This window comes from Nocardioides asiaticus (assembly GCF_040049175.1).
GTDB classification, from domain to species: Bacteria; Actinomycetota; Actinomycetes; order Propionibacteriales; family Nocardioidaceae; genus Nocardioides; species Nocardioides cheoyonin.
Genome location: NZ_JBDZDM010000006.1, coordinates 90,511 through 117,296, shown reverse-complemented (window position 1 = coordinate 117,296; position 26,786 = coordinate 90,511). Strand labels below are relative to the sequence as shown.

26 protein-coding genes and 1 pseudogene are annotated in these 26,786 nt (G+C 71.1%); 16 read left to right on the top strand and 11 right to left on the bottom strand.

The features are described from left to right. Positions 1–8 precede the first annotated feature (8 nt). Positions 9–1,256: a class I SAM-dependent methyltransferase gene (locus ABLE53_RS20680; RefSeq protein WP_348861040.1), complete on the top strand. Its 1,248-nt coding sequence runs from the start codon at positions 9–11 to the stop codon at positions 1,254–1,256. Between the two features lie 842 nt (positions 1,257–2,098). Here the strand turns inward: ABLE53_RS20680 and ABLE53_RS24865 are convergent. Next, positions 2,099–2,176: pseudogene (locus ABLE53_RS24865) on the bottom strand (hypothetical protein); the annotation flags it as partial. Positions 2,177–2,304: 128 nt separating this feature from the next. On the opposite strand from ABLE53_RS24865, the gene ABLE53_RS20670 reads away from it, so the two are divergent. Together ABLE53_RS20670 and ABLE53_RS20665 are read left to right on the top strand one after the other, a co-directional pair. After that, the gene (locus ABLE53_RS20670) at positions 2,305–3,312 is read left to right on the top strand and encodes a DNA topoisomerase IB (RefSeq protein ID WP_348861038.1); all 1,008 of its coding nucleotides are present in this window, start codon (positions 2,305–2,307) and stop codon (positions 3,310–3,312) included. Then, positions 3,309–3,797, top strand: coding sequence for an O-acetyl-ADP-ribose deacetylase (locus ABLE53_RS20665; RefSeq protein ID WP_425474902.1), 489 nt, complete (start codon positions 3,309–3,311; stop codon positions 3,795–3,797). The genes ABLE53_RS20670 and ABLE53_RS20665 overlap by 4 nt, the downstream gene beginning before the upstream one ends. 115 nt (positions 3,798–3,912) lie before the next feature. Here ABLE53_RS20665 and ABLE53_RS20660 read toward each other — a convergent pair whose 3' ends face one another. Next, complete coding sequence (locus tag ABLE53_RS20660; protein ID WP_348861036.1) at positions 3,913–5,157, bottom strand: cytochrome P450; 1,245 nt, start codon at positions 5,155–5,157, stop codon at positions 3,913–3,915. A 71-nt stretch (positions 5,158–5,228) separates the two neighbouring features. On the opposite strand from ABLE53_RS20660, the gene ABLE53_RS20655 reads away from it, so the two are divergent. Both ABLE53_RS20655 and ABLE53_RS20650 read left to right on the top strand, forming a co-directional pair. After that, complete coding sequence (locus ABLE53_RS20655) at positions 5,229–5,591, top strand: ArsR/SmtB family transcription factor (RefSeq protein WP_348861035.1); 363 nt, start codon at positions 5,229–5,231, stop codon at positions 5,589–5,591. A 13-nt stretch (positions 5,592–5,604) separates the two neighbouring features. After that, positions 5,605–6,081, top strand: a complete 477-nt coding sequence (locus ABLE53_RS20650) for an SRPBCC family protein (protein ID WP_348861034.1) — start codon at positions 5,605–5,607, stop codon at positions 6,079–6,081. A gap of 3 nt (positions 6,082–6,084) precedes the next feature. Here ABLE53_RS20650 and serC read toward each other — a convergent pair whose 3' ends face one another. Further along, complete coding sequence (gene serC / locus ABLE53_RS20645) at positions 6,085–7,209, bottom strand: phosphoserine transaminase (RefSeq protein WP_348861033.1); 1,125 nt, start codon at positions 7,207–7,209, stop codon at positions 6,085–6,087. A gap of 77 nt (positions 7,210–7,286) precedes the next feature. Here serC and ABLE53_RS20640 point away from each other — a divergent pair, with 77 nt between their 5' ends. Together ABLE53_RS20640 and ABLE53_RS20635 are read left to right on the top strand one after the other, a co-directional pair. After that, positions 7,287–7,709 (top strand): zinc-ribbon domain-containing protein, encoded by a 423-nt coding sequence (locus ABLE53_RS20640; RefSeq protein ID WP_348861032.1) that lies wholly within the window; start codon positions 7,287–7,289, stop codon positions 7,707–7,709. A gap of 22 nt (positions 7,710–7,731) precedes the next feature. Then, complete coding sequence (locus tag ABLE53_RS20635) at positions 7,732–8,265, top strand: GNAT family N-acetyltransferase (RefSeq protein WP_348861031.1); 534 nt, start codon at positions 7,732–7,734, stop codon at positions 8,263–8,265. Here ABLE53_RS20635 and ABLE53_RS20630 read toward each other — a convergent pair. The 3 genes from ABLE53_RS20630 to ABLE53_RS20620 all read right to left on the bottom strand — a co-directional run bounded on the left by ABLE53_RS20630 (position 8,228) and on the right by ABLE53_RS20620 (position 10,227). Continuing rightward, positions 8,228–8,473: a hypothetical protein gene (locus ABLE53_RS20630; RefSeq protein ID WP_348861030.1), complete on the bottom strand. Its 246-nt coding sequence runs from the start codon at positions 8,471–8,473 to the stop codon at positions 8,228–8,230. The genes ABLE53_RS20635 and ABLE53_RS20630 overlap by 38 nt on opposite strands. 87 nt (positions 8,474–8,560) lie before the next feature. Continuing rightward, positions 8,561–9,136 (bottom strand): GNAT family N-acetyltransferase, encoded by a 576-nt coding sequence (locus ABLE53_RS20625; protein ID WP_348861029.1) that lies wholly within the window; start codon positions 9,134–9,136, stop codon positions 8,561–8,563. Further along, positions 9,124–10,227, bottom strand: a complete 1,104-nt coding sequence (locus ABLE53_RS20620; RefSeq protein ID WP_348861028.1) for a citrate synthase 2 — start codon at positions 10,225–10,227, stop codon at positions 9,124–9,126. Before ABLE53_RS20620 ends, ABLE53_RS20625 begins: the two co-directional genes overlap by 13 nt. A gap of 155 nt (positions 10,228–10,382) precedes the next feature. Here ABLE53_RS20620 and pdxH point away from each other — a divergent pair, with 155 nt between their 5' ends. Then, the gene (gene pdxH, locus ABLE53_RS20615) at positions 10,383–11,039 is read left to right on the top strand and encodes a pyridoxamine 5'-phosphate oxidase (protein ID WP_348861027.1); all 657 of its coding nucleotides are present in this window, start codon (positions 10,383–10,385) and stop codon (positions 11,037–11,039) included. Continuing rightward, on the top strand, positions 11,036–13,054 hold the full coding sequence (locus ABLE53_RS20610; protein ID WP_348861026.1) for a beta-galactosidase: 2,019 nt from the start codon (positions 11,036–11,038) through the stop codon (positions 13,052–13,054). The genes pdxH and ABLE53_RS20610 overlap by 4 nt, the downstream gene beginning before the upstream one ends. Before the next feature lie 14 nt (positions 13,055–13,068). Here the strand turns inward: ABLE53_RS20610 and ABLE53_RS20605 are convergent, their stop codons facing one another. From ABLE53_RS20605 to ABLE53_RS20590, 4 genes are all read right to left on the bottom strand, one after another. Next, a complete protein-coding gene (locus ABLE53_RS20605; protein ID WP_348861025.1) occupies positions 13,069–13,938 on the bottom strand; it encodes a carbohydrate ABC transporter permease in 870 nt (289 codons plus the stop codon). Beyond that, positions 13,935–14,867, bottom strand: a complete 933-nt coding sequence (locus ABLE53_RS20600; protein WP_348861024.1) for a carbohydrate ABC transporter permease — start codon at positions 14,865–14,867, stop codon at positions 13,935–13,937. Before ABLE53_RS20600 ends, ABLE53_RS20605 begins: the two co-directional genes overlap by 4 nt. A gap of 16 nt (positions 14,868–14,883) precedes the next feature. Further along, positions 14,884–16,116 carry an ABC transporter substrate-binding protein gene (locus ABLE53_RS20595; RefSeq protein WP_348861023.1) on the bottom strand — a complete coding sequence of 411 codons (1,233 nt, stop codon included), beginning with the start codon at positions 16,114–16,116 and terminating at the stop codon, positions 14,884–14,886. A 207-nt stretch (positions 16,117–16,323) separates the two neighbouring features. Continuing rightward, positions 16,324–17,091 carry a DeoR/GlpR family DNA-binding transcription regulator gene (locus ABLE53_RS20590; RefSeq protein ID WP_348861022.1) on the bottom strand — a complete coding sequence of 256 codons (768 nt, stop codon included), beginning with the start codon at positions 17,089–17,091 and terminating at the stop codon, positions 16,324–16,326. Positions 17,092–17,191: 100 nt separating this feature from the next. Here ABLE53_RS20590 and ABLE53_RS20585 point away from each other — a divergent pair, with 100 nt between their 5' ends. The 6 genes from ABLE53_RS20585 (at position 17,192) to ABLE53_RS20560 (ending at position 24,296) form a co-directional block, all read left to right on the top strand. Continuing rightward, positions 17,192–17,425 (top strand): hypothetical protein, encoded by a 234-nt coding sequence (locus tag ABLE53_RS20585; protein WP_348861021.1) that lies wholly within the window; start codon positions 17,192–17,194, stop codon positions 17,423–17,425. A gap of 51 nt (positions 17,426–17,476) precedes the next feature. Next, on the top strand, positions 17,477–18,091 hold the full coding sequence (locus ABLE53_RS20580; protein WP_348861020.1) for a TetR/AcrR family transcriptional regulator: 615 nt from the start codon (positions 17,477–17,479) through the stop codon (positions 18,089–18,091). After that, the gene (locus ABLE53_RS20575) at positions 18,092–19,840 is read left to right on the top strand and encodes an ABC transporter ATP-binding protein (RefSeq protein WP_348861019.1); all 1,749 of its coding nucleotides are present in this window, start codon (positions 18,092–18,094) and stop codon (positions 19,838–19,840) included. Then, positions 19,837–21,843, top strand: a complete 2,007-nt coding sequence (locus ABLE53_RS20570) for an ABC transporter ATP-binding protein (RefSeq protein ID WP_348861018.1) — start codon at positions 19,837–19,839, stop codon at positions 21,841–21,843. Before ABLE53_RS20575 ends, ABLE53_RS20570 begins: the two co-directional genes overlap by 4 nt. Positions 21,844–22,221: 378 nt before the next feature. Continuing rightward, entirely contained in the window at positions 22,222–23,841 is a 1,620-nt protein-coding gene (locus ABLE53_RS20565; RefSeq protein WP_348861017.1) for an MDR family MFS transporter, read from the top strand. Continuing rightward, on the top strand, positions 23,838–24,296 hold the full coding sequence (locus ABLE53_RS20560) for a MarR family winged helix-turn-helix transcriptional regulator (RefSeq protein WP_348861016.1): 459 nt from the start codon (positions 23,838–23,840) through the stop codon (positions 24,294–24,296). The genes ABLE53_RS20565 and ABLE53_RS20560 overlap by 4 nt, the downstream gene beginning before the upstream one ends. 3 nt (positions 24,297–24,299) lie before the next feature. On the opposite strand, the gene ABLE53_RS20555 is transcribed toward ABLE53_RS20560, so the two are convergent. After that, entirely contained in the window at positions 24,300–26,075 is a 1,776-nt protein-coding gene (locus ABLE53_RS20555; RefSeq protein WP_348861015.1) for a glycoside hydrolase family 13 protein, read from the bottom strand. A 22-nt stretch (positions 26,076–26,097) separates the two neighbouring features. Between ABLE53_RS20555 and ABLE53_RS20550 the strand changes: the two genes are divergently transcribed. Further along, positions 26,098–26,784 carry an iron-dependent transcriptional repressor DtxR gene (locus tag ABLE53_RS20550; RefSeq protein ID WP_348861014.1) on the top strand — a complete coding sequence of 229 codons (687 nt, stop codon included), beginning with the start codon at positions 26,098–26,100 and terminating at the stop codon, positions 26,782–26,784. Positions 26,785–26,786: the final 2 nt, after the last annotated feature.

Sequence of the window (26,786 nt, the reverse complement as noted above, 5' to 3'; positions counted from 1 at the left end):
GTGCAGAAGTGAGCGAGCCGCTGCTCCGCGCGCTCAACCGGATGCGCAGCCTCATGCTCGACCCCGACGTGCTGGTCAAGGCGGTCGCCTCGGGGCGGCAGAAGCGGTCCCAGGAGCCGGGCAGGGCGCCGCGATGGCGCCGCGTCGAGCTCCGGTACGTCGACCTGAGGGCCGGCCGCCACCTGCAGGTCACGGCGTACGACGACACGCAGGCCCACACCTCCAACCACGCGGTGGGCGCTGAGGCGCGCGAGGTCGTCGATGCGCTCCTCGACGAGCCGTTCGGGCACTGGAACGTCCAGACCGCCGCCGAGCACCACGCCCTCCGCGTCACCAAGCGCCTCGAGGCGCTGGTGCACACGACCCCGCGGACGCCCGCGGACGCCGACGGCGAGGCCGCCATCGACCGCAGCCACGACCGCGCCAAGGACCGGCTCCTCTCCGAGAGCGACCCGCTCTTCGGGGTCCTCGGCCTCGCCGACGGCGACGGCCGGATCAAGCCGAGCCGGCAGGCGAAGTTCCGCCAGGTCGAGGAGTTCCTGCGCCAGCTCGAGGCGGCGATCACCGATGCGCGCACGAAGGGTCACCTGCGTAAGCCGTCCGCGGACGAGCCGCTGCGGATCGTCGACCTCGGCTGCGGCAACGGCTATCTCACCTTCGCCGCCCAGCGCTATCTCACCGAGGTCAAGGGGATGCCGGTCGTCGTCTCCGGCGTCGACGCGAAGGAGCAGTCCCGGGAGCACAACAGCAAGGTCGCCGCCGAGCTGGGGATCCAGGCGGAGTTCGTGGCCGGGACCATCGACGGCGTCCAGGTCGATGAGCGGCCCGACGTCGTACTCGCCCTGCACGCCTGCGACACCGCCACCGACGACGCCCTCGCCCGTGCGGTCGAGTGGGAGGCGCCGCTGGTCCTCGCCGCTCCCTGCTGCCACCACGACATCGCGGCCCAGCTCCGCAGGGCGCCGACCCCGGCGCCGTACGCCATGCTGACCCGGCACGGCATCCTCCGCGAACGGTTCGCCGACACCTTGACCGACGCCCTGCGGGCGTCGCTGCTGCGGCTGTCGGGCTACCGGGTCGAGGTCGTGCAGTTCGTCGAGAGCCAGCACACCCCGCGCAACACGATGCTCCGCGCGGTCCGCACCGGCAACCCCGTGAAGGGCGGCTCGGTGAAGAAGGAGTACGACGACCTGGTGGCCACCTGGGCCGTCAGGCCGAAGCTCGGCGAGCTGCTCGGGATCAGCCCGCGCGGATGATCGCCCGCGTCCTGGCAGGCCTCGTGGTCGTGCCGCTGCTCCTCGGGGCGGCGGCTGCGCCGGCGGACAGGGAGCACATCGTGTTCCGCTTCGCCGACAGCGCGATCGACGAGTCGAGCGCGCTCGTCGTACTCCCCGGCGGGCTCTTCGCGACCACCAACGACTCCGGCGACACCGGTCGCGTCTTCACCGTCGACGGCAGCGGCCGGACGGTCGGTGTGACCACCTGGTCGCCGGACCCGACCGACGTCGAGGCGTTGGCACCCGCCCCCGACGGCGACGTCTGGGTCGGCGACATCGGCGACAACCGCTCGGTCCGCGACTCCGTGCAGGTCGCGAAGGTCCCCGTCGGGCGGGGCGACCGGAGCGTCTCGCCTGCGGTCTACGACCTCGTCTACCCCGACGGCGCCCACGACGCCGAGACGCTGCTCTGCGACCCGGCCACCGGACGGCTCTACGTCGCCTCGAAGAGCTGGCTCGGCGGCACGCTGTACGCCGCCCCGGCGCACCTGTCGACCGAGCACCCGAACCGGCTCCGCGCGCTCGCCCCGGTGCTGCCGGTCGCCACCGACGGGGCGTTCTGGCCGGACGGGAAGCACGTGATCGTCCGCGGCTACGGCGCCGCCGAGATCTACACCTGGCCCGCGATGCGCGAGGTCGCCGACCTCGACCTGCCCCGCCAGCCGCAGGGCGAGGGGATCGGAATCGCCGCCGACGGCACGGTCTACGCCGGCAGCGAGGGCCTCCACGCCGAGGTCATCACCGTCCCGCTGCCCGCCGACGCCCGCGCAGCCCTGCAGGGCGCGTCGAGCTCGGCGTCGCCGAGCCCGTCCGTCCCGTCCTCACCGAGCCAGTCGCCGTCTCCGTCCCAGTCGTCGTCTCCGTCGCCCGCGAACCAGCAGCACTCCGAGGCCGAGGAGGAGACCGAGCGCTCCTGGTGGCCCTGGGCCCTCGGCGGGCTGGTCGGCCTGGTTGCGATCGGCGTACTCCTCCGTTCGCTGCGCCCCCGCTGAGCATCACCTGGCGACGCGGTGGCTACCGACAGGGCATGGTCCGGCTGAGGCGCACCTATCCCGACCAGCCGGGCTGGACGCGGCGACCGGCGGGGAGGGGCTTCGCCTACCTCGACGAGCACGGCGACCGGCTGCCGCCGGAGGCGGTGGAGCGGGTGCGGTCGCTGGTGATCCCGCCGGCCTGGACCGACGTGTGGATCACGCCGTACGACAACGGGCACCTGCAGGCGGTCGGAACCGACGCCGCCGGGCGGCGGCAGTACCTCTACCACCCGGACTGGCGGACCCGCCGCGACGCCGCGAAGTACGACCGCGTCCTCGTGTTCGGCGAGGCGCTGGCGAAGACGCGCGACCGGGTCCTCGCCGACCTCGGCCGGGACGGCATGCCGCTGGAGCGGGCGTGCGCCGTCGCCGTACGCCTCCTCGACCTGGGCTACTTCCGGATCGGCAACGACGTGTACGCCGACCAGCACGGCAGCTTCGGGCTGACCACGCTGCAGCGACAGCACGTGCGCCGGCACCAGGACCGGCTCGTGTTCAGCTTCACCGGGAAGTCCGGCATCGACCACCGGATCGAGATCGACGACGCGACCGTGACCGAGGCGATCGAGGTCATGCGGCGCCGACGCGCCACCGACCCGACGCTGCTGGCCTACCGGGACGGCCGGCGGTGGCGGGCGATGCTGCCCGAGCTGGTCAACGAGTACGTCCGCGAGACCACCGGCGTCGAGGCGACGGCGAAGGACTTCCGGACCTGGCACGCGACGGTCCTCGCAGCGGCCGCCCTCGCCGAGACCGACGAGCCGGGGGAGTCGAAGGCGTCCCGGAAGCGGGCGATCAGCGGGGCGATGCGGGAGGTGGCGGAGTTCCTCGGCAACACTCCCGCGCTCGCGCGGAGGTCGTACGTCGACCCGCGGGTCGTCTCGGCGTACGAGGAGGGCCGCACCATCGCGTCGGCGACCCGGCGTAGGTTCGAGACGACGGACGAGCGGCAGGCCGCGCTCGAGAGCGCCACCCTGCGACTGATCCGGGAGGAGGACTGATGGAGATCACCGTCGTCGAGGGCGACATCACCGCGCAGGAGGTCGACGCGGTCGTCAACGCCGCCAACCGGCGGATGCGCGGCGGGGGAGGCGTCGATGGCGCCATCCACCGTGCCGGCGGTCCGGCGATCCTGGAGGACTGCATCCGCCGCTTCCCGGACGGCCTCGCCACCGGCGACGCCGGCTGGACCACCGCCGGGGACCTGCCCGCGCGGTGGGTGATCCACGTCGTCGGCCCGGTCCACGGCAGTGGCACCCGGGACCAGCTCACGTCCTGCTACGTCCGCGCGCTCGAGGTCGCCGACGAGCTGTCCGCGGCGTCGGTAGCCTTCCCGCTGGTCAGCGCGGGTGTCTACGGCTGGCCCAAGGACGACGCCATCGCCGCCGCGCTCGAGGTCTTCCGCTCCGCCGAGACCGCCGTCGAGGAGGCCCGCCTCGTCGCGTTCGGCCAGGCGACGTTCGACGCGATCCGGGCGCGGCTGTGAGGGTGGCCCAGGTTTCCCCGGCCGACCGGGGAAACCTGACCTTGTGGGGTGTCTGAACACCCCACAACATCGGATTTCCCCTGCCAGCCGGGGAAACCCAGCCCACCCCGCGCCCTCACCCCACCGCGACCGGCAGCCGGAGCGGCCCGCGGAGGAGGGTGGACGGCCGGTAGCGCGGGCGGCCGCTGACCCGAAGCCGCGGGAGCCGGGTGGCGAGCGCCTCGAGGGCGATCGCGAGCTCGAGCCGGGCGAGCGGCTGCCCGAGGCAGTAGTGGATGCCGCTGGAGAAGGAGAGGTGGGAGGACGCGTTGGGTCGGGTGAGGTCGAAGTGGGCGGGGTCCTCGAAGACGGCCGGGTCGCGGTTGGCGCCGCCGATGAGGATCTGGACGTTCTGCCCGGCGCTGATCGGCTGCCCGGCGATCTCGGTGTCGTCGAAGGAGAACCGGTCGGTGCGCTGCACGGAGGAGTCGTAGCGCAGCACCTCCTCGGTCGCCTCGGTCGCCAGCGACGGCTCGGCGACGAGCCGCTCCCACTCGCCCGGGTGGGCGGCGAACGCGAGGACCGCGTTGCCGAGCGCGTTGACCGTTGTCTCGAAGCCCGCGATCAGCAGCAGGGTGCAGAGCGGCTTGAGCTCGGCGGGGTGGAGCTCGTCGGCGGCCACGATCGTGCTGATCACGTCGTCGCCGGGCTCGTGCCGGCGCAGCGCGACGAGCTCGGTGAAGATCGCGTCCAGCGCGGCGTCGGCCCGCTGCAGCTCGCGGGCGTGCCTGATGCCGCGTACGCCGGTCAGCGCGCCGCCGATCGCCATGCCGTACCTGACGAACTCGGTCTCGTGCTCGCCGGGGATCCCGAGCAGCGAGGTGATCACCGCGATCGGCAGCGGTGACGCGACCCGGGCGACGAAGTCGAACTCGCCCTCGCGCTCGGCGGCGTCGACGAGCTCGTGGATCCGCTTGGTGATCAGCGGCCGGTAGGAGTCGATCGCCCGCGGCCCGAACGCCGGCGCCGCCACCCGCCGCAATCGGCCGTGGTCGGGCGGGTTCGCCCCGAGCATCGACGGCCCCGCGAGCTCCGGGTCGGTCGGGTCGTAGGTCCATGCCGCCGGCTGTACGCCGAACCGGCGGCTGCGCAGGATCTCGTCACACACGGCGTGGTCGGCCGTCGCGAGCCCGCCGAACCGGTTGGGGACGAACGTGCCGCGCTCGCGGACGCGCTCGTAGACGGGGTAGGGGTCGAGTCGGCCCTCGCGCATCGCGAGCCTCGCCGGCAGGTCGCCGCGGACCCGGGCGGCGTACTGGCGCGCTGCCCTGTCGGCGTACAGGCTCGCGAAGAAGCGGGCCGCCCGGGGGAGGTCTCCCACGGCGAACACTCTCTCACGTCCGTCGCCGGGGGGTCTGGACACAGAGATGCGTAAGTCGTAGCTTACGGGTCATGACGGCCGTCGCGGACCCGTGGGTCGCTCTGGGTGACCGGACCAGGAGAGGGATCCTCGTCCGCGTGCTCGAGCGCCCGAGGTCGGTCACCGAGCTCGCGGACGGGCTGCCGATCAGCCGCCCGGCGGTGTCCCAGCACCTGCGCGTCCTCAAGGAGGCACGGCTGGTGCAGGTGCGTCGGAAGGGCAAGGAGCACATCTACGCCGCCCGGGCCGACGGGCTCGCCGAGCTGCGGTCGGAGCTGGAGGGCTTCTGGACGCAGGCGCTGCTGACGTTCAAGCGCCTCGCCGAGGACGGACAGCACACGGACGACACGGACAACGAATCAGACAGCAGAGACAGAGACACCAGACCAGAGTGAGAGGAACTGACCCATGACCGCGTCAGCAGCAGCGACGTCGATCCAGATGGCGATCGACGTGGAGGTGCCCGTCGAGCGGGCGTTCTCGGTGTTCACCGAGCAGTTCGACCAGATCAAGCCGCGCGAGCACAACATGCTCGACGTCCCGATCGAGGAGACGGTGTTCGAGCGGAAGGTGGGCGGCAGCGTCTACGACCGCGGAACCGACGGCTCGGTGTGCCGGTGGGCGCGGGTGCTGGCCTTCGACCCGCCGCACCGGTTCGTCATCAGCTGGGACATCAGCCCGCAGTGGCAGCTCGAGGAGCTCCTCGACCACACCAGCGAGGTCGAGGTGACGTTCACCGAGGCCGGCCCCGGTCGCACCCACGTCGAGCTCGTCCACCGCAACCTCGACCGCCACGGCGAGGGCTGGCAGTCGTTCACCGCCGCCCTCGAAGGCCCCGGCGGCTGGACGCTCTACCTCGAGAGGCTCGCCGCGCTGCTCGCGTGAGGCTCACAGCCGCTCGACGACCCAGTCGATGCAGGCGGTGAGGGCGGCGACGTCGGCCGCGTCGACGGCGGGGTACATCCCGACGCGCAGCTGGTTGGTGCCGATCCCGCGGTAGGCGTCGAGGTCGACCACGCCGTTGGCGACCAGCACAGCGCGCAGGACGTCCTTGTCGATCGACGGGTCGAGGTCGACGGTGCCGACGACGAGCGAGCGGTGGGCCGGCTCGGGGACGAACGGCGCGGCGTACGACGACTTCTCCGCCCAGGTGTAGAGCGCCTCGGCCGAGGCGGTGGTGCGCTCGACCATCCCGGCCAGCCCGCCGTTCGCGTTCATCCAGTCCAGCTGCTCGGCCATCAGGAAGAGGGTCGCGACCGCGGGGGTGTTGACCGTCTGCCCGGCATGGGACTGCTTGATCGCGCCGACGAGGTCGAAGAACGCCGGGATGTGGCGCCCGGATGCCGCGATCTCCTCGGCGCGAGCGATCGCGGCGGGGGAGAGCAGCGCGAGCCAGAGCCCGCCGTCGGAGGCGAATGACTTCTGCGGCGCGAAGAAGTAGACGTCGGCCGCGGCCGGGTCGAGCGGCAACCCGCCCGCCGCGGAGGTCGCGTCGAGGACGGTGAGCTGGTCGGCGGTCGCGCCCTTCGGGCGCTCGACCGGCGCCATCACGCCCGTCGAGGTCTCGTTGTGGGTCCACGCGTAGACGTCCACCCCGGCGTCGTACGCCGGCAGCGCCAGGCCACCCGGCGCCGCCTCCACCACGGCCGGCTCCGCCAGCCACGGGGCGGCCGACGAGGCCGCGGCGAACTTCCGGCCGAACTCGCCGAAGACCGCGTGCTGGCTGCGCTCGCGCACGATCGCGTAGGTGAGGAGATCGAAGAAGGCGACCGATCCGCCGTTGCCGAGCACCACCTCGTAGTCGCCCGGCAGCGAGAACAGCTCGCGCAGTCCGGTGCGCACCCGCTGCACGAGGTCCTTGACCGGCTGCTGCCGGTGGGAGGTGCCCATCAGCGAGGCGCCGGTCGCGGCAAGCGACTCGAGCCGGCCCGCCGGCACCTTCGACGGCCCGGACCCGAACCGGCCGTCGGCGGGCAGGAGGTCGGCGGGAATCTGCAGATTCGGCGTGGGCATCGGGCAACCTTTGGTTTGCTTCGGGGTGTCACGGGAATTGTCCCAGCCGCCACCGACCACCACCCAGGGGAGTCCACATGGCCGTCGACCCCGGCACCGCGCGCACCAACGCCACCATCCGCACCACGGCGCGGGTCGCGGGCGTCGTCCTCACGATGCTCGGCGTCGTGCTGTTCCTGTGGTGCGGCAAGCACCTCCTCGACGCCATGACCGACGACAGCTTCGACGCGCCCAGTCCCGCCGGCTGGGGCTTCGGCACCGTCGGCAGCTTCGCGCTCTTCGGGATCGGGCTGCAGTGCCTCAACATCGGCTTCCTGCGCGCCCAGGTCAACTACCTCGCCGGCGAGGGCTCCCAGGCCGTCCGCAGCCTCACCGGCGACATCGCCGGCGGTCTGCGCGACGACGGCAGGACGGGTCCGTACTGCTCCCGGTGCGGCGTACGCAACGACGCCGCGGCGCGGTTCTGCGACGCGTGCGGGAACTCGCTGGCGGGAGACTGAGGGCGGGTCGGAGAATGACGTGGTGACGCCCGAGATCCGCCAGGTCCCCTACGACCACCCCGACGCCCGGCTGCTGGTGGAGCGGGTGCAGGAGTACTACCTCCGGATCTACGGCGGCCGCGACGACGACCCGACCGAGGCGGCGATGTTCACCCCGCCCAGCGGGGCCTTCTTCGTCGGCTACGTCGACGGCGTGCCGGTCACCACCGGCGCCTGGCGGGGCGCCGGCGTACCCGCGCTCGGGACGACGCGGACCGCCGAGCTCAAGCGGATGTACGTCGTCCCCGAGCAGGGCCGCCGTGGGTACGCGCGGCGCATGCTCGCCCATCTCGAGGACGCCGCGGCGGCGGCCGGCTACGAGGCTCTCGTGCTCAGCACCGGCCCCGCCCAGCACGAGGCGATCGCCCTCTACCGCTCCGCGGGCTACGTCGACGTCGAGCCGTTCGGGTTCTACGGCACCCGGGAGTTCGCCGACGTCGCCATCACCTTCCTCGGCAAGCCGCTGCCGTCGTCGACAGTCACAGCGCTCGCAGCGCCCGCTGGAGGAACCGCCTGACCTCGGGGGCCTCGCGCGGGTCGTCCACCAGGTCACGCCGCATCGCATCGACGATGTCGAGCTGGCCGCACCAGAACCGGAACCCCGGGACGTCCCCGCGCGCCCGTGCGGAGTCGGCCTCGGCGACGAAGGACGCGAGCACGTGGCTGAAGAGGACGTGGAGGTCGTCGGGGAGGTCGGCGGGGTCGCTGGCTTCCGGTGGATGCATCCGCGGTCACTCCTCGGTCACGGGCGTGGAGTCAGCCCACCGCACCTACCTGTGACCGGGCTGGGCGCTGCCTGGGCGCCGGCCGTGTCACGTGCGGTGGCCGGCGCCGCCCCGCCTGTCCCGCGTGATCTGGTAGATCACCTCTCCCAGCTCGGCGCCGGGGAGCGGATCGGCCCATTCCTCGTACGTCGTGTCGACGTGCACCAGCCCGACCTTCTCAAGCACGTGGCGCGAGCGGGTGTTCACGGCCATCGTCGACGCGACCACCCGCTCTATCCCGGCTACGGAGAAGGCCTGCTCGACCATCGCCCGCGCGCCCTCGGTCGCCAGGCCGCGTCCCCACCACGCTCGGCCGAGCCGATAGCCGATTCCGGCGATGGACGGGTCCGATCGGAAGGAGCTCGCCGACCACCAGCCGACGAAGGACCCGTCGACGACGCCGGCCCAGTAGCCGAGCCCACGGTCCGGGTCCGTCTGAGACCCCAGACGGCGTGCCCACTCCTCCTCGGTCTCCGCGGGCGTCGCGCCGCGGCCGAGGATGAACTCCATGACCGCCGGGTCGCTGTTGAGCTCGACGAGAGAGGGAAGATGAGAAGGTCCGACCGGCTCCAACAGCAGCCGGTCGGTCCTCAGCGTCGGGAGGGGACCCGTCAGTCGGCCCACTCCGGGTTCCAGCCCTCGACCGAGTCGGCCGGGCGCGGCCCGGGGCCGACATAGCGGGCCGAGGGCCGGATGAGGCGGCCGGTGCGGACCTGCTCCAGGATGTGGGCCGACCAGCCACCGGTGCGGGCACAGGTGAACATCGAGGTGAACATGTTCGCCGGCACCTCGGCGAAGTCGAGGACGATGGCCGCCCAGAACTCCACGTTGGTCTCCAGGACCCGGTCGGGGCGGCGGGCGCGCAGCTCCGAGAGCGCCGCCTTCTCCAGCGCCTCGGCAACCTCGAAGCGCGGGGCGCCGAGCTCGCGCGCCGTACGCCGCAGCACGCGCGCCCGCGGGTCCTCGGCGCGGTAGACCCGGTGCCCGAAGCCCATCAGCCGCTCGCCGTTGTCGAGCAGCCGCTTGACGTACGCCTCGGCGTCGCCGGACTTCTCCACCTCCTCGATCATGCCGAGCACCCGGGACGGGGCGCCGCCGTGGAGCGGGCCGCTCATCGCGCCGATGGCACCCGAGAAGGCGGCCGCGACGTCGGCACCGGTCGAGGTGATCACGCGGGCGGTGAACGTCGAGGCGTTCATGCCGTGCTCGGCCGCGGAGGACCAGTACGCGTCGATCGCGTGCGCGTGCTTCGGGTCGGCCTCGCCGCGCCACCGGATGAGGAACTTCTCGGCGAGCGTGGCACCCTTGTCGACCTCGGCCTGCGGCACCACCGGCAGGTGCAGCCCGCGGGCCGACTGGCCGGCGTACGACAGGACCATGACGGCGACCCGGGCGAGGTCCGCGCGGGCCTGCTCCGGGGTGATGTCGTACGTCGCCCGGAAGCCGAAGGTCTGGGCCAGCATGGCGATGGCGGCCTGGACGTCGACGCGTACGTCGCCGGTGTGGACCGGCAGGTTGAACGCCTCGGCGGGTGGCAGACCGGGGGCGTACGAGCCGTCGATCAGCAGGCCCCAGACGTTCTCGAACGGGACCCGGCCGACGATGTCCTCGATGTCCACGCCCCGATAGCGCAGGGCGGAGCCTTCCTTGTCGGGCTCGGCGATCTCGGTCTCGAACGCGACGACGCCCTCGAGACCGTGGTGTACCTCGGTCATGCCAGCTCCTTCTTCGTTTTCGTCGTCCGGCATTCTGCCCCACCCGGGATCCGGGCGGTCGGGGCGTCCTCCGGGACGGCGGGAACCAGCACGACCGACCTTCCCGGCGTACGCGGTGTGCTCACGCCGGACCGGAGCACCACTAGCCTGGGGGCGTGAGTCTCTCCGAGGAGGTGGCGGGCGCCCGCGCGAACTACACCCGCGGCGGCCTGACCGAGGACGACCTGGCGCCCGACCCGATCACGATGTTCGAGCGCTGGTACGCCGAGGCGCGGGATGCCGGCATCCACGAGCCCAACGCGATGGTCGTGGCCACCGCCGCGCCGGACGGCACGCCGTCCTCGCGGATGGTGCTGCTGAAGGGCTTCGGGGAGCGCGGCTTCGTCTTCTTCACCAACCTGGGCTCGCGCAAGGGCACGGAGCTGGCCGCCAACCCGCGGGTCGCGCTGCTCTTCCCGTGGCACCCGCTCGAGCGCCAGGTCCGCATCGACGGCGTCGCGACCGAGCTGCCGCGCGCGGAGGTCGAGGAGTACTTCGCGACCCGACCGCGCGGCTCCCAGCTCGGCGCGTGGGCGTCGCGCCAGTCGACCGTCGTCGCCGGCCGCGAGGCGCTCGACACGGCGTACGCCGAGCTGGAGTCGCGCTACGACGGGCAGGACGTCCCGCTGCCGCCGTTCTGGGGCGGCTACGTCATACGTCCCGAGGCGGTGGAGTTCTGGCAGGGCCGGCCCGGCCGGATGCACGACCGGCTGCGCTACCGGCGCGCCACCGACCAGCCCTCGGGCTGGGTGACGGAGCGGCTGGCGCCGTGACCGCACAGCGCGACGGCATGGCGGAGCTGACCGAGGCGCTCGGCGGGCGGCTGGCGTTCGGGGCCGACTACAACCCCGAGCAGTGGCCCGAGGAGGTCTGGGACGAGGACGTCGCGCTCATGCGGGCCGCGGGCGTGACGATGGTCAGCGTCGGCATCTTCTCGTGGGCGCTGCTCGAGCCGGAGCCCGGCAAGCACGACTTCGGCTGGCTCGACCGGGTGCTCGACCGCCTGCACGCCGGGGGCATCCATGTCGACCTGGCCACCGCCACCGCCAGCCCGCCGCCGTGGTTCCTCCTCGAGCATCCCGACGCCGCGCTGGTCGACGGCGCCGGCGTACGCCGCACGTTCGGGAGCCGCCAGGCCTACTGCCCTTCCTCACCGGCGTTCCGCGGGGCCGCCGTCCGGATGGCGGGCGCCATGGCGGAGCGGTACGCCGACCACCCCGCCGTCGTGATGTGGCACGTCAGCAACGAGTACGCCGACCACAACTGGCACTGCTACTGCGACGTCTCCGCGGCGGCCTACCGCGACTGGCTCCGCGACCGCTACGGGTCGCTCGATGCGCTCAACGACGCCTGGGCGACGGCGTTCTGGAGCCAGCACTACACCGACTGGGAGCAGATCGGGCCGCCCCGCGAGGTGTCCTACAACTCCTTCGCCAACCCCGGCCAGCAGCTGGACTGGTGGCGGTTCTCCTCCGATGCCCAGCGCGACCTCTTCCGCGCCGAGGCCGCGGCCGTCCGCGAGCACTCCGACGCCCCGCTGACGACCAACTTCATGGGCTTCTTCAAGCCGCTCGACTACCGCGGCTGGGCGGCCGAGCAGGACATCGTCTCCAACGACCACTACCTGATCGGCGCCGAGCCGGACCGCACCCAGCACCTCGCGATGACCGCCGACCTGCTCCGGTCCCTCGCCGGTGGGCGCTCGTGGCTTCTCATGGAGCACTCGACGTCGGCGGTCAACTGGCAGCCGCGCAACCTCGCCAAGGTGCCCGGCGAGATGCGGCGCAACTCCTTCCAGCACCTTGCCCGCGGTGCGGACGGCGTGATGTTCTTCCAGTGGCGCGCCTCCCGCGGCGGCGCGGAGAAGTTCCACTCCGCGATGGTGCCGCATGCCGGCACTGAGAGCCGGCTGTGGCGCGACGTCTGCCGCCTCGGCGACGACGTCCGCGCCATCGCCGAGGTCGCCGGCAGCCGGGTCGCACCCGCGTCGGTCGCGCTGCTCTTCGACTGGCCGTCGTGGTGGGCCGCCACGCTCGACTCGCACCCGTCGGTCGACGTCGACCCGCTCGTGACCGCCCGGGCGTGGCACAAGGTCTGCTGGGGCCGCAACATCGGCGTGGACGTCATCGGCCCGGCCGACGGCCTCGAGGGGTACGACGTGGTGGTGCTGCCCGTGCAGTACCTCCTCGACGACGCCACCGTCGCCCGGCTCACGGCCTACGTCCGCGGCGGCGGGACGCTGGTGGCCACCTACTTCTCCGGGATCGTCGACGAGCACGACCACATCCGGCTGGGCGGCTACCCGGGCGCCCTGCGCGACCTGCTCGGCATACGCGTCGAGGAGTTCCACCCGCTGCCCGAGGGGGAGACGGTCCCGCTCGCCGGTCTCAAGGAGGGCGTCGGCCGGGTCTGGAGCGAGCTCGGCCGCGCGACCGGCGCCGAGGTCGTGGCGTCGTACGCCGTCGGGCCGTGCGCCGGGGCGCCCGCGATCACCCGCCACGCGGTCGGCAGGGGCATGGCGTGGTACGTCGGCACCGAGCTGACCGCCGAGGCGCTCGACGAGGTCGCCGACGAGGTGCTCGGCGCGGTCGAGCCCGTCGTCGAGGGCCTGCCCGCGGGTGTCGAGGCCGTACGCCGGCTGGGCGCCGAGGCGTCGTACCTCTTCGTCGTCAACCACACCCACGAGACGGTCATCGTCCCGATCGACGGCGTCGACCTGCTCGGCGGCAGCACCGGCGCCCCGCACGTGGTCAAGGCCGGCGACGTCGCGGTCATCCGGCAGCCCTGACGCGGCCCCGTCCGCTACTCCTTCGTGCTGCCGAGGGTCAGCCCGGCGATGAAGTGCCGCTGCAGCAGGAGGTAGACGATCAGCGTGGGTGCCGCCACGATCAGCGAGCCGGCGGCGAGGAGGTTGTTGTCGACGGCGTAGGTGCCCTTGAGGTCGTTGAGGGCGGTGGTGATGGGGTACTTCGTGCCGGTCGAGATCAGCGCCAGCGCCCAGAAGAAGTCGTTGTAGATCCAGGTGGTCAGCAGCGTGGCCATCGCGGCGAGCGCCGGCCGGCAGAGCGGCAAGGTGATCCGCCAGTACTGCGTCCACGCCCCGGCGCCGTCCATGAGCGCGGCGTCGGTGATGCTGCGCGGGATCGTCTGCATGAAGTTGCTCAGCACGAAGACGCAGAAGCCGACCTGGAACGAGACGTTGATCAGGATCAGCCCGGCGAGCGAGTCGTAGAGCTTGCCGGAGTCGCTCAGCCAGTACGGCACGGCGACCGCGTTGTAGATCTTGAACAGCGGCGCCAGGAAGACCTGCTGCGGCAGCAGGTTGCCGGCGGTGAAGAGCAGCAGCAGCGGCAGCCCGAAGGGCAGGTGGAGCCGGGCCACCACGAACGCGAGCGCCGAGGAGAGCAGCAGGGTGAGCACGACGGCGAACACGGTGATGATCAGGGAGTTCCAGAAGTAGTGCTGCACGTTGCCCTGCGTCCAGGCGTCCTTGAAGTTCTGGAAGGTGAGCGAGCGCGGCCACGAGACGTAGCCGTACTTGTTCGTCTCGTCGAGCGGGCGCAGCGAGAGGTAGACCGCCCAGAGGACGGGGATGATCCAGACGGCGGCGGCCACGAAGAGGAAGACCTGCGCGCCGACCCGGCGGCCGCGGACCGACGTACGCGCGCTCACTCCTGCTCACCCTTCCGGAACTGCATCACGAGGAAGACGCAGATCGGCACGATCGAGACGAGCAGCAGGATCACGCCGAGGGCCGAGCCGTAGCCGATCCGGTTGCCGGGCCCGGTGATCTGCTGGGTGATCATCGCGGAGATCAGCTGCAGCCCGATGCCGCCCTGGTTGGTGATGTAGACGAGGTCGAAGGCGCGCAGCGACTCGATGACCGTCACCACGATGATGACGGCGTTGATCGGCCGCAGCACCGGGAAGACGACGTGCCAGAAGGTCTGCCAGCCGTTGGCGCCGTCGAGCGCGGCCGACTCCTTCAAGGCGGGGTCGACCGCCTTCAGGCCCGACAGGTAGAGCACCATCACGTAGCCCGCCTGCCGCCAGGTCGCCTCGGCGAGGACCGCCCACAGGTTGATCTTCGGGTCGCCGAGGAAGTCAATGCCGCCGGACTCGTGGCCGAGCAGCGTGTTGAGCAGGCCGCCGTTGGTCGTGTAGACGACCTGCCAGATGATCCCGATCAGGGCGAGAGAGAGCATGACCGGCAGGAAGAAGATGCTCTGGTAGATCCGGCTGCCCCGCAGCCCGCGGTCGAGAAGCACCGCGAAGAGCATCCCGAGCGGCGTCGCGATGACGATGAAGACCCCGAGCCAGAGCGCGTTGTGGCGTACGGCGGGCCAGAACGACGGGTCGATCGTGGCCAGCGTGTGGTAGTTGGTCCAGCCGATCCACTTCACCGGCGCCGCGCCGGTGGCGTTCGTGAAGGAGTACAGGACCGTCGCCACCGCCGGCCCCCAGATGAACGCGAGGTCCAGCAGGAGCGGGATCGCGATCATCACGCCGACGACGACCTTGTCGCGGCGGGTGAGGTGGCGCAGGCGCGACCGTCCGCGGCGGGTCCGTCGCGGATCCGCCGCTGCCGGGGCGTGACTCATCGAGAGCGACCTCGGCTCAGACGAAGATGGTCTTGGCCTGGTCCTCGAGGGACTTGCAGACCGCGTTGCTGTCCTGGTCGTTGATGAAGCTCTGCAGCGCGTTCTGCACGACCGGGTACGCGAAGTCGGGCCGGGTGTCACGGTCGAGGAACTGGGCGATGTTCTTCGTCTTGGCGATGATGTCGGCCGAGTCCTTCTGCAGCTGGTTGTAGCTGCTCTCGTCGTAGTCCAGCGCGGTCCCGACGTCGGTCGGGTCCGACTTGAGGTAGGTCGCCTCGGCGTCGGCCGTACCGAGGTACTCGAGGAACTTCGTGGCGCCGTCCTTGTTCTTCGGGCTCTTCGACATCATGAAGCCGTCGATCGGTGCGTCGATCCCGCTGTCGGTGGGGTAGGCCGGGTCGATCTCGGGGAAGGGGAAGAACTTCAGGTCGGGCAGGTTGGCCGCGCTGAACTGCTGCCCGACCTGTCCGGCGCCCTGGAACATCATCCCGGCCTTCTTGTTCTGCAGCGCCTGGGCGCCCTCCTCCCAGGTCAGGCCGTTGGGGCCGGAGCTGTAGTAGGGGAAGAGCTGCTTCCACTGGTCGAAGACGGCGACCACCTTCGAGTCCGTCCAGGACTCGTCGTGGGCCATCAGGTCGACGTGGAACTGGTAGCCGTTCATCCGCATGTTGAGGATGTCGAAGGTCCCCATCGCCGGCCAGCCGTCCTTGTCGGTGAAGGAGATCGGCGTCAGTCCGTCGGACTTCATCTGCTTGCACAGCGCGATCAGGTCGTCCCAGGTGGTCGGCACCTCGTAGCCGTGCTGGTCCCAGACGCTCTTCCGGTAGTTCATCACCCACGGGTAGTTGTAGAGCGGGACGAAGTAGTAGTGGCCGTCATCGGCCTTCGAGGCGTTCTTGATCGAGTCGGGGAAGCTGTCGCCGATCTTGTCCCAGACGTCGTCGATGGGGGAGGCGAGCCCTTGGGCAGCGAAGAACTTCATCCGGTACCCGGCGAACCACGAGAAGACGTCGTCCGGCGTGCCCTGCAGGTAGGTCTGGATCTTGTTCTGGAAGGTGTTGTGGTCGACGGTGTTGACCTTCGCGGTCAGCCCGCTCGACTTCTGGAAGGCGGCGGCGACCGAGGCGAACGCCTTCCTGACGCCGGGGTCGGAGTAGTTCGATCCGATGGTCACCGTCTTCGACGAGCTGGTGCCGCCGCTGCTGCTGCTCCCGCAGGCCGCGAGCAGCCCGGAGCCCCCGAGAGCCATCGCCGCCAGGCTGCCCTGGAGCAGTGACCGGCGCGTGAAACCTGTGTGTGCCTCTGGTGTCTCCGTTGACACGACGCCCTCCTAGCTCGAACAGAGTCCAACGTGTTCCGACAGGAACCCACGTCAGTCAAGCGTGTGACCTGCATCACTGTCAACGGACCTTCGGCCCCTCTGCGGAAGATCCCCCAGAGGCGGTACGCCGCCGGCTCAGACGTCGACGACGACGACCGTGCCCACGTGCTCGCGGAGCTCGGCGACCGCCCGCTCCGGGAGGTCGCTGTCGGTGATCAGCGCGTCGGCGATCGACAGCGGTGCGATGTCGGCGAACCCGACCACGCCCCACTTCGAGCTGTCGGTCACGACGATCACCTCGCGTGCGGCCGCGATGAGCGCCTGGTCGGTCTCCGCCTCGGCGAGGTTCGGGGTCGTGAAGCCGGCGCGGCGGTCCATGCCGTGGACGCCGAGGAAGAGCTGGTCGACGTGGAGACCTGTGATGGAGCGGTCGGCGATCGGGCCGACCAGCGCGGCGCTCGGCGTACGGATGCCGCCGGTGAGGATGACCGTGGCCTGCGGGTTCTCGGTGGTCACGGCGTCGGCGACCTCGGGGGAGTTGGTCACGACGGTCGTCCCGGGGACGCGTGCGACGAGGGGGGCCATCGACCATGTCGTCGTACCTGCCGAGAGGGCGATGGCGCTGCCCGGCCGGACCAGGGTGGCGGCCTTCGCGGCGATCGCGCGCTTGGCCGGCTCGGCGAGGTGGCTCTTCGCCGCGAAGCCGGGCTCGAAGGTCGCCGAGCCGATGAGCACCGCGCCGCCGTGCACCTTCTCGGCGAGACCGTCGGTGCTGAGCTGCTCGAGGTCGCGGCGGATCGTCATGTCGGAGACGCCGAGGAGGTCAGTGAGCTCGGCGACCTTGACCGCGCCCGAGCGCCGCAGCTCGGCGAGGATCCTGCGCCTGCGCTGCTCAGCCAGCATGTGCCCACCCCTCCGCCAACGACAGGTTCCCACAGAATCGAACATGTACGCTCGCCGTGACAAGAGCGTCCGCCGGCGGCCCGGTGACATACTCCGGGCCATGGACGACACGACCGAGCACTGGTGGCACAGGCTCGCCGAGGACGTGAAGCGGTGGCTCGAGGAGAACCCGGGTGCCCCGCTGAGCGACCGGGTGTTCGATGCGGTGATCGGCGCCGGCGGCGTACCCCTGCGGCACGAGCCGGGTGGCGAGGGTCTGCCGGACGCGCCTCGGCTGAGCGACGAGGACTGGGAGTACTGCAAGGAGGCACGGCGCCGCGAGCGCGGCAACTGAGGTCGACAAAAGCGGTTGTGAGTGAGTGCTCACTCATTTATGCTCGGCGGCGTGCAGACACGTCGTACGCGCGCCAAGCCGCTCTCGGCCGAGGATCGCCGGGCGGCGATCGTCGCGGCCACCCGTCCTCTCCTCATCGAGCACGGCGGCAACGTGACGACGCGGTTGATCGCCGAGGCGGCCGGCATCGCCGAGGGGACGATCTTCCGGGTCTTCGCCGACAAGCGGGAGCTGTTCTGGGCGGTGGCCGAGGAGACCATCAACCCGCCGGGCGGCGGCGAGGCGATGGCGCGTGAGCTGGCCGACCTCCCCGACCTCGACAGCAAGGTCCGTCACGTGGTGGGCCGGCTGGCGAAGCGGACCCAGGAGGCGCTGATGGTGATGATGGCCGTGCGCTCGGCCCTGATGAAGGAGCCGGTCGAACGGCCGAGCGGACCGCCGACGTTCCTCCTCGAGGCCAACAAGCAGCTGGTCGAGAACCTCACCGTCCTCCTGTTCGAGCCGCACGCGGACGAGCTGCGGCTGCCGCCCCGTCAGGCGGCACGCGTGCTGCGAGCGCTCACGATCGGCACCTGGATGCCCGGGCTCTCCCGGTCCGAGCAGCCCCTGTCCTCCGACGAGATCGTCGACGTCGTGCTGAACGGCGTACGCAAGAAGGAGAGCTGAATGCTCCTGCGACTCCTGCGCGAGTTCCTCCGGCCCTACAAGCGCAACCTCGCCGCCGTCGTGGTGCTGCAGTTCCTCTCGACCGGGGCGATGCTCTACCTGCCCAACCTCAACGCCGACATCATCGACAACGGCGTGACACGCGGCGACACGGGCTACATCCTGAGCCGCGGGTCGGTGATGCTCGGCGTCAGCGTCCTCCAGATCCTGGCCTCGGTCTGCGCCGTCTGGTTCTCCGCGCGTACGGCGATGGCCTTCGGCCGCGACCTGCGCGCTGCCGTCTTCCACCGGGTCGGGTCCTTCAGCGGGCGCGAGGTCGCTCGCTTCGGGGCGCCGTCCCTCATCACCCGCAACACCAACGACGTCCAGCAGGTCCAGATGCTGGCCTACCTCTCCTGCACGCTCGCCGCGACGGTCCCGATCATGATGGTCGGCAGCGCACTGATGGCACTCCACCAGGACGTGAAGCTCTCCTGGCTCCTCGTCGTGGTCGTGCCGGTCCTGGTCGTCTGCGTGGGGTTCGTGGTCTCGCGGATGGTCCCGAACTTCCGGCTCGTGCAGAAGCGGATCGACGTGGTCAACCGCGTGCTGCGCGAGCAGATCACCGGGATCAGGGTGATCCGGGCCTTCGTCCGCGAGCCCGTCGAGCGGACGCGCTTCGGGCACGCGAACGACGACCTGACCGAGGTGTCGGTGCGTGCCGGACGGTGGCTCGCCACGCTCTTCCCGATGCTGATGCTCATCGTCAACCTGTCCAGCGTCGCGGTCATCTGGTTCGGCGGCCACCGGGTCGACTCGGGCGGCATGCAGGTCGGGCCGCTGACGGCGTTCCTGTCCTACCTGCTGCAGATCCTCACCAGCGTGATGATGGGGACCTTCATGCTGATGCAGGTGCCGCGGAGCGCGGTCTGCGCCGACCGGATCGGCGAGGTCCTCGACACCGAGTCGACGGTCGTCCCGCCGTCCGACGGCGTCACGGAGGTGCCCCAGCACGGCTGTCTCGACCTCGAGGCGGTCGGCTTCACCTACCCCGGCGCCGAGCAGCCGGTGCTCACCGACGTCTCGTTCTCGGCCCGGCCGGGCCAGACCGTCGCAGTCATCGGCTCCACCGGCGCCGGCAAGAGCACCCTGATGAACCTGGTGCCGCGCCTGTTCGACGCGACCGCCGGGCGGGTGCTGGTCGACGGCGTCGACGTACGCGACCTCGACCCGGACGCCCTCCACCGCCGGATCGGGCTGGTGCCGCAGCGGGCGTTCCTGTTCACCGGCACCGTCCGGTCCAACCTGCTCCACGGCAGGTCGGACGCCACCGACGAGGAGCTGTGGCACGCGCTCGAGGTCGCGCAGGCGCGCGACTTCGTCGAGGCGATGGCGGGGGAGCACGGCACCGGCCTCGATGCCCCGATCGCCCAGGGCGGGACGAACGTCTCCGGCGGCCAGCGGCAGCGGCTGGCGATCGCCCGCGCGCTCGTACGCCGGCCCGAGATCTACCTCTTCGACGACTCATTCTCGGCACTCGACGTCGCCACCGACGCCCGGCTGCGGGCGGCGCTGAGGCCCGAGACCGCCGAGGCCACCGTCGTCGTGGTCGCCCAGCGGGTCACCACCATCCGCGACGCCGATCTGATCGTCGTGCTCGAGGACGGCGTCGTGGTCGGCCGCGGCACCCACGAGGAGCTGCTCGCCGGCAACGAGACCTACCAGGAGATCGTCGAGTCCCAGCTGAGCGCGGAGGAGGCGGCGGCATGAGCGACCAGCGCAAGCCGGCGACGATGCAGACGACCGAGCGGATCTCGCGCCCTGGCGGCCCGGGCCAGGGCGGCCCGATGGGCGGCGGCATGGTCGGCCAGAAGGCGATGCAGTTCGGCCCGTCGGCGCGGCGGCTCGTACGCCGGATGGCGCCCTACCGCCTCCAGGCGGCGGCCGTCATCCTGCTCGCCGTCGGCAGCGTCGTCCTGACGACGCTCGGCCCGCGACTGCTCGGCCACGCCACCAACCTGATCTTCGCCGGGTCGTTCGGCAAGCAGCTCCCCGAGGGGATGACCGTCGACCAGGCGCAGGCCTACCTGCAGGAGCACGGCCACGGGCAGCTCGCCGAGATGCTCGGCGGGATGGACCACGTCGTCCCCGGCCACGGAGTCGACTTCACCGCTCTCGGGCACGCCCTGCTCCTCGTGCTCGCCGTGTACGTGGCGGGCTCGATCCTCGGCTGGCTGCAGGGATTCATCCTCAACGGCGTCGTCCAGGGCACCGTCAAGCAGCTGCGCACCGACATCGAGGACAAGGTCCACCGGCTCCCGCTGGAGTACTTCGACCGCCAGCCGCGCGGCGAGCTGCTCTCCCGCGTCACCAACGACATCGACAACATCAGCCAGACGCTGCAGCAGACCATGAGCCAGCTGCTCACCTCGCTGCTGACGGTCGTCTCGGTGCTCGCGATGATGCTGTGGATCAGCCCGCTGCTCGCGGTCATCGCGCTGGTCTCGGTGCCGATCGCGATGGTCGTCAGCGGCCAGGTGATGAAGCGCTCCCAGGGCCAGTTCGTACGCCAGTGGCGACAGACCGGGGCGCTGAACGCGCACATCGAGGAGACCTTCTCCGGCCACGACCTGGTCACCGTCTTCGGCCGCCAGAAGGAGGTCGAGCGGACCTTCGAGGAGCAGAACGAGGGGCTGTACGACGCGGCCTTCCGGGCGCAGTTCATCAGCGGCCTGATCATGCCCCTGATGATGTTCGTCGGGAACCTCAACTTCGTCGCCGTGGCGGTCGTCGGGTGCCTCCGGGTCGCCAACGGCCAGCTCTCGCTGGGCGACCTGCAGGCGTTCATCCAGTACTCCCGGCAGTTCACCCAGCCGCTCACCACCGTCGCCTCGATGATGAACCTGCTGCAGTCCGGCGTCGCCTCCGCCGAGCGGGTCTTCGAGCTGCTCGACGCCGAGGAGCAGATCCCCGACGCGCGCGGCTCGCTCGAGGCGTCGGCCGAGCCGGTCGAGTCGCGCGGCGAGGTGCGCTTCGAGCACGTCTCGTTCCGGTACGACGACGAGAAGCCGCTCATCGAGGACCTCTCCCTCGTCGCCAGGCCGGGGCAGACGGTCGCGATCGTCGGACCCACCGGCGCGGGCAAGACGACCCTGGTCAACCTCATCATGCGGTTCTACGAGCTCGACGGCGGCCGGATCCTGCTCGACGGCGTCGACATCACCGAGATGCCGCGCGCCGCGCTCCGCTCGCGCACCGGCATGGTCCTCCAGGACACCTGGCTCTTCGAGGGCACCATCCGCGACAACATCGCGTACGGCCGCCCGGGCGCCACCGACGAGGAGATCCTGAGGGCCTCTCGCGCCACCTTCGTGGACAGGTTCGTCCACTCGCTGCCCGAGGGCTACGACACCGTCGTCTCGGACGACGGCGGCAGCCTGTCGGCCGGGGAGCGCCAGCTCATCACGATCGCCCGGGCCTTCCTCGCCGAGCCGGACCTCCTCATCCTGGATGAGGCCACCTCGAGCGTCGACACCCGCACCGAGCTCCTGCTCCAGCACGCCATGTCGGCGCTGCGCAGCGAGCGGACCAGCTTCGTCATCGCCCACCGGCTCTCCACCATCCGCGACGCCGACCTGATCCTCGTCATGGAGCGGGGCTCGATCGTCGAGCAGGGCTCCCACGCCGAGCTGCTCGCCGCCGGCGGCGCCTATGCCCGGCTGTACCAGTCGCAGTTCGCGGCTCCGGTCGAGGCCGACGAGGAGGTCGCCTGAGAGCCGCCGGAGCGGCCCGACGGCGTACGAATAACTCCTTGGCCGCCGCCCGTGCGCGGCCTAGAGTCGTGGCACACGGGAAAGGAGGTGATCCGAGGAATGAATTCTTATCGGACGCGTGAGGTGGCTGCCCGCTAGCAGCCCAGCAGTGCTGAGGAGGGGTGGGACCACCCCGATGCTGCTGGCGAATCCCAAGCAGCTACCCGACCCGCAGGCGAACCGGGCACGTCCCCCGGTGCGGTCCTCGTGACCACGCCTGCGGGTCGCTGCATTTCCGGCGCGTACGCCGATGCCGGCCGTGGTCGCGAGAAGTTGCTGACGTCAACCATTCTCGATATAGTTGCCGTCAGCAACCAATCGTGAGAAATGGAGCCCTCCTTGACGCAGGTCCAGACCCCCGGCGCCGAGACGCCGACGATGACGCACCGCCAGATCCTCGAGGTGCTGTCCGGTCTCCTCCTGGCGCTCTTCGTCGCCATGGTCTCGAGTACGTCGGTCTCCAACGCGCTGCCGCGCATCGTCGAGCGCCTCCACGGCACCCAGGGCGGCTACACCTGGGTCGTGGTCGCCGCGCTGCTGGCGATGACCGCCACCACGCCGATCTGGGGCAAGCTCGCCGACCTGTTCAGCAAGAAGCTGCTCATCCAGGTCGCCCTCGTGCTCTTCATCGCCGGCTCCGCCGTGGCCGGGCTGGCCAACTCGATGGGCGTGCTGATCGCCGGCCGTGCCGTCGCCGGTCTCGGCATGGGCGGGATCGTCGCGCTGATGCAGACCATCATCGCCGTCATGGTCCCCCCGCGTGAGCGCGGGCGCTACTCCGGCTACATCGGCGCGACCTTCGCGCTCGCCACCGTCCTCGGTCCTCTTATCGGCGGCCTGATCGTCGACTCCCCGCTCAGCTGGCGCGGCGTGTTCTACATCGGCGTCCCGTTCGCGGTCGTCGCGTTCATCGTGCTGCAGAAGACGCTGCACGTGGTGACGGTCAAGCGCGAGGTGAGCATCGACTACGTCGGGTCCGTTCTCCTCGTCGGCGGTGTCTCGATCCTGCTGGTCTGGGTCACCCTCGGCGGCAACCAGCTCGCGTGGAACTCGGTGGGCTCGTACGCGATGGTCCTCGGCGGCCTCGTGGTGCTGGCCCTCGCGCTGGTGTGGGAGGGTAGGTTCGCCAAGCAGCCGATCATCCCGCTGCGCCTCTACCGCGACCCCACCATGGTCTTCTCCTCCATCGCCTCGTTCTTCGTGGGTATGGGCATGTTCGGCGCGACGGTCTACCTGCAGCAGTACTTCCAGACCGCCCGCGGCATGAGCCCCACCCACGCGGGTCTGATGACCGTCTGCATGGTCGTCGGGCTGGCAGCCTCGGCCATGATCACCGGCCGCCTGATCAGCGCCACCGGCCGCTGGAAGCGGTTCCTGATCTTCGGCGCGGTCATGCTGATCATCGGCCTCGCCCTGCTCAGCCGGATCGACGAGACCACATCGCTCCTCCTGGTCGGCGTCTTCATGGCGGTCGTCGGGATCGGTGTCGGCGCGACCAACCAGAACCTCATCCTCGCGGTGCAGAACAACCTCGCCAACGAGGACATGGGCGCCGGCTCCTCCGTGGTCGCCTTCATCCGCTCGATGGGTGGCTCCATCGGCATCGCCGCCCTCGGCGCGGTGCTCAGCCACCGCGTCGCCAGCGTGACGACCGACGGCGTCACCGCGCTGATCACGAGCGGCAAGGTGCCCGCATCGGCCGCCGAGCAGCTCCAGAGCGGCAGCCTCTCGGACGTCAGCACGCTGCCGGGGCCGATCGCGCGCGTCGTGGAGCACGCCTTCGGCGTGGCGACCGGCGACCTGTTCCTGGTCGCGACGCCCTGCGCGGTCCTCGCCCTGCTCGCGATCCTGCTGATCAAGGAGAAGGTCCTGCGCACCTCGATCAAGGACCTCTCCGAGGAGCAGATCGACCCCGAGGTCGCCGCCGAGCTCGAGGTCGGGGGAGCGGGCCGGCGATGACCCGCTCGGTGACGAGGGCTGACGCGCTCCACGGTCTGGAGCGCGAGGTCGGCATCCTGCTGCGGCGGATCAAGCGGGTGATCGGCGAGCGGGCCACGGCGGTCCACCCCGAGCTCCAGCCCAGCTCGTACCTCATGCTCAGCTGGATCGCCGACAACGGCCCGATCCGGCCGAGCGCGCTGGTCTGCGAGTTCAACGTCGACAAGGGCGCGATCAGCCGGACCGTGCAGCACCTGACCGACCTCGGCCTCCTCGACCGCGAGCCGGACCCGGCGGACGGGCGGGCGACGCTGGTCTCGGCCAGCGCCGACGCGCGGCGCCGGCTCGCCAAGATCGAGGAGCAGCGGCAGCAGTGGTTCACCGACCGGCTGAAGGGCTGGACGGTCGCCGAGATCCACCAGCTCGCCGAGGACCTCGGGCGCTACAACAAGGCCCTGGACACGACCCAGTCCTGAGCCCTACGACACGAGCCACACGCAGGTGTCGGGAGGCAGCAGATCCCCGTCGAGCTCCCCGCTGGCGATGACGCTCCGGCCCATCCCGGGGCAGCCGGCGGGGAGCTCGCTGGCGTCGGAGCCGGCGTTGAGCACCACCGTCAGCGGGCCGCGCCTCATCACCAGCAGGTCCTCACCGGCGTCGACCAGCTCGACCTCGTCGCCGGCCGTGAGCGCATGCGTACGCCGGGCGGCGAGCGCCGCACGGTAGAACTCGAGCGTCGAGCCGGCCCTCCCGGTCTGGGCCTCGACCGTCAGCTCCGCCCAGTCGTTCGGCTGCGGCAGCCACGGCGCGGCCTCGCCGGGACCGAAGCCGTAGGGCGGTGTGGTGCCCGACCACGGCAGCGGGACCCGGCAGCCGTCGCGGCCGACGTCCCCGCGTGAGTCCGGCATCGTCGTACCGGCGGCCACCGCGCGCACCCAGGCGGGGTCCTGCCGGGCCGCCTCGGGCACGTCGACCTGCTCCAGGCCGAGCTCCTCGCCCTGGTAGAGGTAGGCCGAGCCGGGCAGCGCCAGCATCGCCAGCGTGGCAGCGCGGGCGCGGGCGAGGCCGACGCGGCCGCCGCCGTACCGGGTCGGGTGCCGCTCGACGTCGTGGTTGGAGAGCACCCAGGTGGCCGAGGCGCCGACTGGGGCGAGCGCGGCGAGGGTCCCGCGTACGACCTCCTCGAACTCCTTCGCCGACCAGTCCGCGAGCAGCCAGGCGAAGTTGAACGCCTGCTGCATCTCGTCCGGTCGGACGTAGCGCGCCAGCGACTCCGGGCTCTGCGTCCAGGCCTCGGCGACGAGCATCCGGTCGCCGGGGTACTCGGCGAGGACGCAGTGCCACGAGCGGTAGATCTCGTGGATCTCGGGCTGGTCCCACATGGGCTCGTCCCGGGCGGTCCGCTCCACCATGGCGCGGGACTCCTGCACCTCCGCCGGGGAGAGCACCTCGGGGATCTCCTGGTCGCGGAGCGTCGCCTCCTTGATCAGCCCGTGGGCGACGTCGACCCGGAAGCCGTCCACACCGCGGTCGAGCCAGAACCTCAGGACCTGCTCGAACATCGCCGCGACCTCCGGGTTGCGCCAGTTCAGGTCCGGCTGGGAGGTGTCGAACAGGTGCAGGTACCACTGGGCCTTCTGGGGCGAGCGTGTCGGCTCCGCCGCCACGCTGCCGCCTGCCTTCCGGGGCGAGGTTGTCGGCTCGTCCACCCGCGTCCAGGCGGGTCCGCCGAAGACCGAGAGCCAGTTGTTCGGCGGCTCACTTCCGTCCGGCCCGCGCCCGTCGCGGAAGAGGTAGCGCTCCCGCTCCGGGCTGCCGGGGGCGGCCTCGAGAGCCGCCCGGAACCACGGGTGGTCGCTCGAGGTGTGGTTGGGCACGAGGTCGACGATGACCTTCAGCCCGAGCTCGTGCGCGCGGGTGAAGAGCGCGTCGGCGTCGGCCAGCGTCCCGAACAGCGGGTCGACGTCGGTGTAGTCGACGACGTCGTACCCGTGGTCCTTCTGGGGCGAGGTGTAGAAGGGCGTCAGCCACAGGGCGTCGACGCCGAGGTCGCGGAGGTACGGCAGCCGCTCGGTGATGCCGGGAAGGTCGCCGACGCCGTTGCCGTCGCCGTCGGCGAAGCTGCGGACATAGACCTGGTAGGTGACCGCATGCCGCCACCATTCCTGGCCCGTGCCCTGGTCCGCGCCCGGGGACGAGGTGGGGTCGAACACAGTGTCGGCAGGCGTGCGGCCGCTGTCGGCGGGGAAGGTCACTGCTTCATCCTAGAATGGTCCCGTGAGCGATCTGATCGACACCACAGAGATGTACCTCCGGACCATCTACGAGCTGGTCGAGGAGGGCATCGTCCCGCTGCGTGCGCGGATCGCGGAGCGTCTTCACCAGAGCGGCCCCACCGTGTCGCAGACCGTCGCGCGGATGGAGCGCGACGGCCTGCTCACCGTCGAGGGCGACCGCCACCTCCAGCTCACCGACGAGGGGCTGCGCCTGGCCACCCGCGTCATGCGCAAGCACCGCCTCGCCGAGCGGCTCCTCACCGACGTCATCGGCCTCGACTGGGAGCTCGTCCACGAGGAGGCGTGCCGCTGGGAGCACGTCATGTCGGAGACGGTCGAGAAGCGGCTCCTCGAGCTGCTCGACCACCCGACGCGGTCGCCGTACGGCAACCCGATCCCGGGCCTCGGTGAGCTCGGCGGCGACCCGGTCAAGGAGGAGTTCATGACCGGGGTCGAGCCACTGTCGAAGGCGGCCACCGGCGAGAAGGCCACTGTCCTCGTCCGCCGGATCTCGGAGGAGATGCAGAAGGACGAGACGCTGATGAGCGCCCTGCGCCGGGTCGGCGCGCTGCCCGACAAGACCGTCGCCGTCCAGGCGACGCCCGAGGGCGTCCTGCTGGGGTCGACGGGCGAGACCGCCGAGATCATCCCCGAGGCGGCCGACCACATCTTCGTGCGGCGCCTCTGATC

What these genes read in the sequence shown, in the direction of transcription:
- ABLE53_RS20600 (WP_348861024.1), bottom strand. Translation starts at nt 14,867, where the DNA reads ATGAGTCACGCCCCGGCAGCGGCGGATCCGCGACGGACCCGCCGCGGA.
- ABLE53_RS20585 (WP_348861021.1), top strand. Translation starts at nt 17,192, where the DNA reads ATGGACGACACGACCGAGCACTGGTGGCACAGGCTCGCCGAGGACGTG.
- ABLE53_RS20560 (WP_348861016.1), top strand. Translation starts at nt 23,838, where the DNA reads ATGACCCGCTCGGTGACGAGGGCTGACGCGCTCCACGGTCTGGAGCGC.
- serC (WP_348861033.1), bottom strand. Translation starts at nt 7,209, where the DNA reads ATGCCCACGCCGAATCTGCAGATTCCCGCCGACCTCCTGCCCGCCGAC.
- ABLE53_RS20570 (WP_348861018.1), top strand. Translation starts at nt 19,837, where the DNA reads ATGAGCGACCAGCGCAAGCCGGCGACGATGCAGACGACCGAGCGGATC.
- ABLE53_RS20595 (WP_348861023.1), bottom strand. Translation starts at nt 16,116, where the DNA reads ATGGCTCTCGGGGGCTCCGGGCTGCTCGCGGCCTGCGGGAGCAGCAGC.
- ABLE53_RS20650 (WP_348861034.1), top strand. Translation starts at nt 5,605, where the DNA reads ATGACCGCGTCAGCAGCAGCGACGTCGATCCAGATGGCGATCGACGTG.
- ABLE53_RS20655 (WP_348861035.1), top strand. Translation starts at nt 5,229, where the DNA reads ATGACGGCCGTCGCGGACCCGTGGGTCGCTCTGGGTGACCGGACCAGG.
- ABLE53_RS20575 (WP_348861019.1), top strand. Translation starts at nt 18,092, where the DNA reads ATGCTCCTGCGACTCCTGCGCGAGTTCCTCCGGCCCTACAAGCGCAAC.
- ABLE53_RS20640 (WP_348861032.1), top strand. Translation starts at nt 7,287, where the DNA reads ATGGCCGTCGACCCCGGCACCGCGCGCACCAACGCCACCATCCGCACC.
- ABLE53_RS20590 (WP_348861022.1), bottom strand. Translation starts at nt 17,091, where the DNA reads ATGCTGGCTGAGCAGCGCAGGCGCAGGATCCTCGCCGAGCTGCGGCGC.
- ABLE53_RS20670 (WP_348861038.1), top strand. Translation starts at nt 2,305, where the DNA reads ATGGTCCGGCTGAGGCGCACCTATCCCGACCAGCCGGGCTGGACGCGG.
- ABLE53_RS20620 (WP_348861028.1), bottom strand. Translation starts at nt 10,227, where the DNA reads ATGACCGAGGTACACCACGGTCTCGAGGGCGTCGTCGCGTTCGAGACC.
- ABLE53_RS20630 (WP_348861030.1), bottom strand. Translation starts at nt 8,473, where the DNA reads ATGCATCCACCGGAAGCCAGCGACCCCGCCGACCTCCCCGACGACCTC.